Genomic DNA, 8,291 nt, shown 5'->3' on the forward strand with positions numbered 1-8,291 from the left:
CCGGAGGACCGGGCGGCCATTCCTTCGGAGTCATCAACGACAGACCACCATCAGCCACACCCGGTCCTCCCGGACCGCCAACCATTCTTAGGGAGCACCACCATGTTCGAGCACCTGACCTCCAGAGGGAGAACGGCGACCGCCGCAGTCGCCGTCATCGGACTTCTCCTCGCACTGCTGTCGTTGCAGGCCGCCCCCGCGCACGCGGCGGGGAAGCTCACGGCCGCCTTCACCACCGCCGACCACGGCTCGTGGTGGAAGGGGACGTACATCCTGCGCAACGACACCGACACCGCCGTCACCGGCTGGAGCCTCGAATTCGACCTGCCGACCGGAGTCACGATCGACACCTCGTACAACGGCACCGTCACCACCCAGGGCAGCCACATCACCGCGGCCAACGCCCACTACAACGGCACCGTCGCCCCGCACAGCACGACCGAACCGTACAGCTTCTGGTTCGTGGCCAAGGGCCCCGTCTCCGAGCCGACCGGCTGCCGGATCAACGGCGACAAGTGTGACGGCTCCCCGGACGTGCCGCCGGGCGCCCCCGGCGGGCTGAAGCAGACCGACGTCACCGCCCGCACCGCGTCGCTGGCCTGGACGGCCGCCACGGCGGGCGACTTCCCCGTGGCGTCGTACGACGTACTGGCGGGCGGCAAGGTGGTCGGCACCGCGACCGCGACGACCAGCACCACCGTCACCGGGCTCACCCCCGCCACCGCCCACTCCTTCACCGTCCGGGCCCGTGACACCCGCGGCAACACCTCCGCCGAGAGCACCCCGCTGACCGTCACCACCGTCGACCCGGCCACCGATACCTCCCCGCCGACCGCCCCGGGCTCGCTGCGCGCCACGGGGACCGACGCCTCCTCCGTGACCCTGACGTGGAACGCCTCGACGGACGACCAGCGGGTCGCCGCCTACGACGTCTACCGGGGCGGCGAACCCGCCGCCACCGTCTCCGGCACCACGACCACCGCGACCGTCGGCGGTCTCTCGCCCGCGACCTCGTACACCTTCACCGTCAGGGCCCGTGACGCGGCCGACAACGCCTCCCCGGCCAGCAACGCGCTCACGGTGAAGACCGACGACATCGTCGGCAAGGGCAAGTACGCCAAGGTCGGCTACTTCGTCCAGTGGGGCATCTACGGCCGCCAGTACTTCGTGAAGAACCTCCACGACTCTGGCGCCGCGGACAAGCTCGACATCGTCAACTACTCCTTCGCCAACATCGACCCCACCAACCTCACCTGCCTGAACGGCGTCACCAAGGGCACCACCTCGGACCCCCAGGACCCCGACCAGGGCACCGGGGCCGGTGACGCCGACGCCGACTACGGACGCCCCTTCAGCGCCGCCCAGTCCGTCGACGGGGTCGCGGATGACGGATGGGGCAAACTCCGAGGAAACTTCCACCAGTTGAAGAAGCTGAAGAAGCTCCACCCGAACCTGAAGATCGTGGTCTCGCTCGGCGGCTGGACGTACTCCAAGTACTTCTCCGACGTGGCCGCCACCGACGCCTCCCGCAAGAAGTTCGTCTCCTCCTGCGTCGACATGTACCTCAAGGGCAACCTGCCCCAGTACAACGGTGCGGGCGGCCCCGGCACGGCCGCCGGGATCTTCGACGGCTTCGACATCGACTGGGAGTGGCCCGGCACCGGCACCGGACACCCCGGTAACCACTACTCGCCCGACGACAAGGCCAACCTGACCCTGCTGCTCGCCGAGTTCCGCAAGCAGATGGACGCGCTCGGCGGCGGCCACCGGCTCCTCACCGCGTTCACCCCCGCCGACCCGCAGAAGATCGGCGAGGGCTGGGAACTGGACAAGGTCTTCGACTCCCTCGACATCGCCAACGTCCAGGGCTACGACTTCCACGGCTCCGGCAGCGACAACTCCTGGGAACCGAACCGCACCGGTCATCAGGCGAACCTCTACGTCGACGACCAGGACCCGTACGACTTCCACTTCAGCGCCGACGCCGCCATCAAGGCGTACACGGACGCGGGGGTCGAACCCCGCAAGCTGACCCTGGGCATCCCGTTCTACGGGCGCGGCTGGCAGGGCGTCACCGACGGCGGGGTCGCGGGCGAGTGGCAGCAGGCGGGAGGGGCCGCTCCGGGCCAGTTCGCCGAGGAGGCCGGAACGCGAGGCTACGCCAACCTCATCGGCGCGTACCCGACGATGACGGTCCACCACGACGAGCAGTCCATCTCCACGTACGGCTACACCGGAAGTCAGTGGTGGTCCTTCGACGACGCCTGGTCCATCGGCAAGAAGACCGCCTATGTCAAGGACAAGGGCCTGCTCGGGGTCGTGATCTGGGAGATGTCGGGCGACACCCCGCAGAGCACGCTGCTCAACGCCCTTCACACGGGGCTGGGCTGAGATGAACACCGCCTCCGCGGCGGCCCTTTCCCGTTCCGGAGCGGTCGCCTGACCGGACGTCGACGGTAGGCTCGTCGCCGGGTCGGGTTCCGGGGCCGACGCCCGTGCCCGACCCCGATGCCCGGCCCGGCGAAGCGCAGCAGGGCGCGATCCGTCGAAGGGGACGGAGCGATCCGAACTGCGCACAGGACGGCCGCCCGTACCGCGGGCGGCCGTCGCCTCGGGCGCCGGGCCCGGCGGGCGAGGGTATTGCCGTGAACGCGAGCCCGGCCCCGGCTGCTGCGCCGAGGGCAAGGTGGTCCGCGCGCCGTGACCTGGCGAAGGTGCGATGACCATCGCGTACACGGTCGGGACCGGTGGGCCGGCGGCTTCGGTGCCGCACCGAATCCGGTGGGCGCGGACCGCCGGCCGGATCCGCCCGCTGATTCACTGCACACAAAGGAAGTTGGCGCCTTCGGGCTGCCCGGACCGGGCCCGGATGCCTACGCTGGGAGCGTGAGCGAAGCCACTGCCGTCGACCTGCGAACGCTGTCCATGCCCGTGTCCCGGGGCGAGTGGAAGCGGTTCTGCGCCGAGGCGCGCGCGGGGCACCACGGACCGGACCTCGCCGACGCCTCGTACATCATGCGATACGGAGCCACGCTCTACACGGTGATGCACCTGTCCCTGATCGCCGCCGTGATCGGTCCGCTCGCCCTGAGCGGCGAACTGAGGCATCTCCGGGAGGAAGGCGGAATCCTGTACCTCGGGGGAATCCTGGTCTGGATCGCCGCCTGGACCCTGGTCGGGGTGCTGTTGCGGCCCCACTCCTGGTGGGTGCGCGCCCGTGCCCGGTACCGGCTGCACCGGTTCGTCACGGCCAACGGCATCAGGCACGAGGCGGAAGCGCCGCTCGGGCGGCGGCCCGGAGTCGTCTTCGAGGGCACCGGCGTCCACCGCCGCCACCGCGACTGGTGCGTGGTACCCGGCCCCACCGGGTTCGAGATCGCCAACTACCACGCCGAGGACGCCGATGCCTCGCAGAACGACATGCACTGGTCCGAGGACTGGGGCTACGCCGTCTTCGCGCTCCGGGGCTCCTACCCGCGCACCCTCGTGTCCGACCGGCTCTCCAGGCCCTGGCCGCCGAAGAAGCTCGAAAAGGCCGAACCGGTTCCCCTGCCCGGCGCCCATCGGCTGCGCATGCGCAGCACCAAGCCGCACTATCCGGCACTGACCGCATTGCTCTCCGCGGATCTGCTGGCCGTGCTCGAGGCCGTCCGGCCCGTGCCGGTCGTGGAGATCGTCGGCGACGAACTCCATCTGTACGCGCGCGGATCGTTCGACTTCGCCTTGCCCGGGACCTGGCGCACCGTTCTCGGAATCCGGGACGTGCTCGCCCCGCACCTCTCGTGCCCCGCGAACGTCACGGACCTTGCCCACCGGACCCGCACGGGCGAGGTGCGGGAGCTGGAGCGCTGAGCGGACCACCGTCGTGAACGGCGGGGCCGTTCGGCGGGAGGGCGTCCGCTCCAGTACACCGGCCGCCCGTGCGAGGAATCCGGTGGGACACCGAATCCAGCGCCGGGCATTACCGCACACCGGCCGCCCGTGCGAGGAATCCGGCCAGGGTCTCCTGTCCGGGGGAGGGCACCGGTCGCGCGCCGACCCGGCGTACGGCTCCGCCCCCGGCGCTGTGCGGTGCCGGGGGCGGAGCGAGGCGGTACGGGCGCGGCTCAGCCCAGCCGCTCGTACGCGGGCAGGGTCAGGAAGTCCACGTAGTCCTGGTCCAGGGAGACCTGGAGCAGCAGGTCGTGGGCCTGCTGCCATGCCCCGGCGGTGAACGCCTCGTCGCCGACCTCGGCGCGGATCGCGGCGAGTTCCTCGGCGGCGACCGAGCGGGCCAGGTCGGCCGTGGCGCGTTCGCCGTTCTCGAAGACCACGCCCGCGTTGATCCACTGCCAGATCTGCGAGCGCGAGATCTCCGCGGTGGCCGCGTCCTCCATCAGGTTGAAGATGGCGACCGCGCCCAGGCCGCGCAGCCACGCCTCGATGTAGCGGATGCCGACCGCGACGGCGTTGCGCAGGCCCTCGTACGTGGGCCGGGCGTCCAGGGTGTCGATGGCGATCAGGTCGCCCGCGGCCACCGAGACGTCCTCGCGCAGGCGGTCCTTCTGGTTCGGCCTCTCACCGAGGACGGCGTCGAAGGAGGCCATGGCGATCGGGACCAGGTCGGGGTGGGCGACCCAGGAGCCGTCGAAGCCGTCACGGGCCTCGCGGTCCTTGTCCGCCCTGACCTTCTCGAAGGCGACCCTGTTGACCTCCGCGTCGCGGCGGGACGGGATGAACGCCGCCATGCCGCCGATGGCGTGTGCGCCGCGCTTGTGGCAGGTGCGGACGAGGAGTTCGGTGTACGCGCGCATGAACGGGGCGGTCATCGTGACCGTGTTGCGGTCGGGGAGGACGAACTTCGCGCCGCTGTCACGGAAGTTCTTGACGATGGAGAACAGGTAGTCCCAACGGCCCGCGTTTAGCCCGGAGGCGTGGTCGCGCAGCTCGTACAGGATCTCCTCCATCTCGTACGCGGCGTTGATCGTCTCGATGAGGACGGTGGCGCGGACCGTGCCCTGCGGGATGCCGACGTAGTCCTGGGCGAAGACGAAGACATCGTTCCAGAGGCGGGCCTCCAGGTGCGACTCCGTCTTCGGGAGGTAGAAGTACGGTCCCTTGCCGAGGTCGATGAGGCGCTGGGCGTTGTGGAAGAAGTAGAGCCCGAAGTCGACCAGCGCGCCCGGCACCGGCACGCCGTCGAGCTGGAGGTGACGCTCATTCAGATGCCAGCCGCGCGGGCGGGTGACGACGGTGGCGAGTTCGTCCGCGGGCTTCAGCGCGTACGACTTGCCGGTCCTCGGGTCCGTGAAGTCGATGGAGCGGGTGTAGGCGTCGATCAGGTTGAGCTGACCGAGGACCACGTTCTCCCACGTGGGGGCGGAGGCGTCCTCGAAGTCGGCGAGCCAGACCCGGGCACCGGAGTTCAGGGCGTTGATGGTCATCTTGCGGTCGGTCGGACCGGTGATCTCCACGCGGCGGTCGTTCAACGCGGCGGGGGCCGGCGCGACCCGCCAGGAGTCGTCCTCGCGGATCGCGGCCGTCTCGGGCAGGAAGTCCAGCGTGGAGGTACGGGCGATCTCCGTGCGCCGCTCGGCGCGGCGGGCCAGCAGTTCGTCGCGGCGGGGCGTGAACCGGCGGTGCAATTCGGCCACGAACGAGAGGGCCGCGTCGGTCAGGACCTCGTCCTGCCGGGGCAGCGGCTCGGCGTCGACGATGGCCAGCGGGGACGGCGCTGGTGCGGACATGGGCGGTCACTCCTTCAAGGGGCGGTGCGTACAGGCCCTCATGGTTCGGCGGTCGCCTGGCTCGGCACGGCGTGCCAGGGCTCGGGGGATGGGTGCGGGCACCGTCCGAGACGCAGAGGGTTCCTGTTCAATGGATATTAGTTTCCTCATGGTGGAAGTTCAATCTTTGTTTGACGTCGAGATTCTCAGAGTCGATAGAAGTGGTGGGGTGGGGTCGAGTGCCGCCGTTACCCCTCGCGTCCCGCAGGGCGGTGTGCCGACATGGTTGTGGGTGCGTCCCGGATGACGTCGTGTCATCGCCGCCCTCGTGCCTCGTACGACGGCGTGCCGGCGTTCCCCTGCGCCTCAGTCGAGGCGTTTCAGGTCTTCCGGGACGTCGATGTCGTACGCCTCCGCCACGTCCGAGCACTCGACGAGCACGAGCGCGTCGCGGTGCGCCCGCAGATACGCCCGCGCGCCCCGGTCGCCCACCGCGCCCGCCGCGACATCCGCCCAGCGGTCGGCCCCGATCAGTACCGGGTGGCCGCGCTCGCCGCCGTACGAGGCCGCGGCGAGACCGGTGCGGGAGCCGCACGCGGACCGCACCCGGGCCACCGCCTCCGGGCCGACACCCGGCTGGTCGACCAGGAGTACGAGAGCCGCGTCCGCGTCCGTGGCGGCGAGGGCCCCGAGCCCCGCCCGCAGCGAGGAGCCCATGCCCTCCGTCCAGCCGGGGTTGACGGTCAGGGCGCACCCGGTGAGGTCGGCCCGGTCGCGCACCTCCTGTGCCGCGGCGCCCAGCACCACATGGACGGGGGCGCAGCCGCCCGACCGGAGCACCCGCACCGCGTGTTCGACCAGGGGCCGGCCGCGGTATTCGAGCAGGGCCTTGGGGCGATTGCCGAGGCGCCGCCCGCCGCCCGCGGCGAGCAGCAGTCCCGCGACCACCGGGGTCTGATCCGTTCGACTCATGCGGACTGCATACCCTGGGCGTGAGGCCCCGGCCGCGGCACGCCACGCGTCCCCGCCCGCGTCGGCGCGGGCGGGGTGGGGGATGCGGCGCCGGTGGGCGCGGCGACCGGGATGGCGGGGTCCACAACGGTACGCACGGATCACCCGTACGGGGCCCCTGAATTCTGTCCGTGGAGTGGCGCACGGCACCTTTTATGGCGTTAACTTGCGGGAACCCCCGGAGACTTGGCCGCGATCCGGGACCCGGTCGGAACACTGGCACACGGACGTGCGAGGGGGAGTGCTTTGTTGCGAAGCGTGGGGCAGGCGCGGGTGACGAGCAGCAGTGAGGACCCGAGGGTGACGGAGCTGCGTACAGCCGTCTCCCGGCTCCGCAGGGAACTGGCGGGGCATCCCGCGGAGTTCCCCGACCGGGGCATCGCCGAGGACGAGTTGGCGGCGCTGGACGCCATGGCGATCAGCGGTGAGCCCGAGATCCCGCGGCTGCGGCGTTCGCTGTTGCTGATCGCGGGGGCGATCGGATCGGTCAGCGCGCTGGCCGTCGCGCTCAGGGACGTGCGCGTCGCCGTGGACCTCTTCGGCGAGCCCCCGCGCGGCTGACCGTGCGCGGCTGATCGTGCGAGGGGGACGCCGATCGGCCGGTCGAAGCCGGAGGCGGATCACCGGCGGCGCGCGCGTCTACCGCCGCCAGGATGTCGGCGTCCGGGTCGTACGTCGTGAGGATCAGCACCCGCGGCGCGTCCGGCCGTGCCGTGATCGCCGCGGTCGCCTCGGAACCGTGTATGCCCGCACCGAACTGAAGGTCCATCAGGACGATGTCGAACCCTCCGGTCGCGGCCAGCGCGACGGCCCGCTCGGCGGTGGCAGCCTCGTCGACCACCCGGAAGCCGGGTTCGGAGTCGAGCACGGCTCGCAGCCCCGCCCGCACCACCGGGTGGTCGCCGGCGAGCAGCAGCCTGATGGGTGCGGTCATGCGGCTTCCCGTCCCGAACGGCCGTCGGACCGTCCCGCCCGGCCTTCCGCACGTTCCGTCCGGCCGGGGGTCCGTTCCGCGCGGGCGTCGGTCCGCGGCGTCCCGGTTCCGGTCCGTTCCGCCGGGGCTGGTCGTCGTCGCCGGGACCGACGCCACCGGCCTCGGCCGCGCGCAGAAGGCGGCGCTGCGGCGCGACCGCGTCGGCATCGTCTTCCAGCGGCCCAACCTGCTGCCGCCCCTCACCGCGGCCGAACAGCTCCAGGTGATGGCCCATCTCTCGGGCGCACCACGCGCGGCGCCCGGAGCCGGGCGATGGAGCGGCTGGAGGCGGTGGGCCTCGCGGACCAGGCGGGCCGCAGGCCCCATCAGCTGTCGGGCGGACAGCGCCAGCGGGTCAACATCGCACGGGCGTTGATGAACGAACCGGCGGTCCTGCTGGTCGGCGAACCCACCAGCGCGCTGGACCACGACCGGGGAGCCGCCGTGCTGGACCTGCTCGTCGGGCTGGCGAGGCAGCGCGCCGCGGCGACCGTACTGGTCACGCACGACCGGACCCATCTGGACCGGGCGGGGGGGGGGGGGGGGCGCCCCCCCCCCGGGGGGCCGCCCCCCCCCCCCCCCCGGGCCCCCGCCCCGGGCCC

At 71.7% G+C, this 8,291-nt stretch carries 5 protein-coding genes and 2 pseudogenes; 4 read left to right on the forward strand and 3 right to left on the reverse strand.

Annotation, left to right across the window (positions count from 1 at the left end; all coding sequences use genetic code 11):
• Positions 1 to 102 precede the first annotated feature (102 nt).
• Entirely contained in the window at positions 103 to 2,391 is a 2,289-nt protein-coding gene (locus ACIHCL_RS32795) for a glycosyl hydrolase family 18 protein (RefSeq protein ID WP_399867756.1), read from the forward strand.
• A 495-nt stretch (positions 2,392 to 2,886) separates the two neighbouring features.
• Entirely contained in the window at positions 2,887 to 3,852 is a 966-nt protein-coding gene (locus tag ACIHCL_RS32800; RefSeq protein ID WP_399867757.1) for a hypothetical protein, read from the forward strand.
• 254 nt (positions 3,853 to 4,106) lie between these two features.
• Here ACIHCL_RS32800 and aceB read toward each other — a convergent pair whose 3' ends face one another.
• Entirely contained in the window at positions 4,107 to 5,726 is a 1,620-nt protein-coding gene (gene aceB / locus ACIHCL_RS32805) for a malate synthase A (protein WP_399867759.1), read from the reverse strand.
• Between the two features lie 345 nt (positions 5,727 to 6,071).
• Entirely contained in the window at positions 6,072 to 6,677 is a 606-nt protein-coding gene (locus ACIHCL_RS32810) for an NTP transferase domain-containing protein (RefSeq protein ID WP_399867761.1), read from the reverse strand.
• A gap of 297 nt (positions 6,678 to 6,974) precedes the next feature.
• On the opposite strand from ACIHCL_RS32810, the gene ACIHCL_RS32815 reads away from it, so the two are divergent.
• The gene (locus ACIHCL_RS32815; RefSeq protein ID WP_399867763.1) at positions 6,975 to 7,277 is read left to right on the forward strand and encodes a DUF5955 family protein; all 303 of its coding nucleotides are present in this window, start codon (positions 6,975 to 6,977) and stop codon (positions 7,275 to 7,277) included.
• On the opposite strand, the pseudogene ACIHCL_RS32820 reads toward ACIHCL_RS32815, so the two are convergent.
• Positions 7,255 to 7,650 (reverse strand): annotated as a pseudogene (locus ACIHCL_RS32820) (response regulator transcription factor); the annotation flags it as partial. The gene ACIHCL_RS32815 and the pseudogene ACIHCL_RS32820 overlap by 23 nt on opposite strands.
• Here ACIHCL_RS32820 and ACIHCL_RS32825 point away from each other — a divergent pair.
• Positions 7,637 to 8,217, forward strand: a pseudogene (locus tag ACIHCL_RS32825) (ABC transporter ATP-binding protein); the annotation flags it as partial. The pseudogenes ACIHCL_RS32820 and ACIHCL_RS32825 sit on opposite strands and share 14 nt — an antisense overlap.
• Positions 8,218 to 8,291 lie beyond the last annotated feature (74 nt).

Source organism: Streptomyces sp. NPDC052042 (assembly GCF_044548345.1).
In the GTDB taxonomy this organism is placed as follows: Bacteria; Actinomycetota; Actinomycetes; order Streptomycetales; family Streptomycetaceae; genus Streptomyces.

Bases quoted from the DNA above. Each gene is read 5' to 3' on its own strand.
- ACIHCL_RS32795 (WP_399867756.1), top strand. From the start codon at position 103: ATGTTCGAGCACCTGACCTCCAGAGGGAGAACGGCGACCGCCGCAGTC.
- ACIHCL_RS32810 (WP_399867761.1), bottom strand. From the start codon at position 6,677: ATGAGTCGAACGGATCAGACCCCGGTGGTCGCGGGACTGCTGCTCGCC.
- aceB (WP_399867759.1), bottom strand. From the start codon at position 5,726: ATGTCCGCACCAGCGCCGTCCCCGCTGGCCATCGTCGACGCCGAGCCG.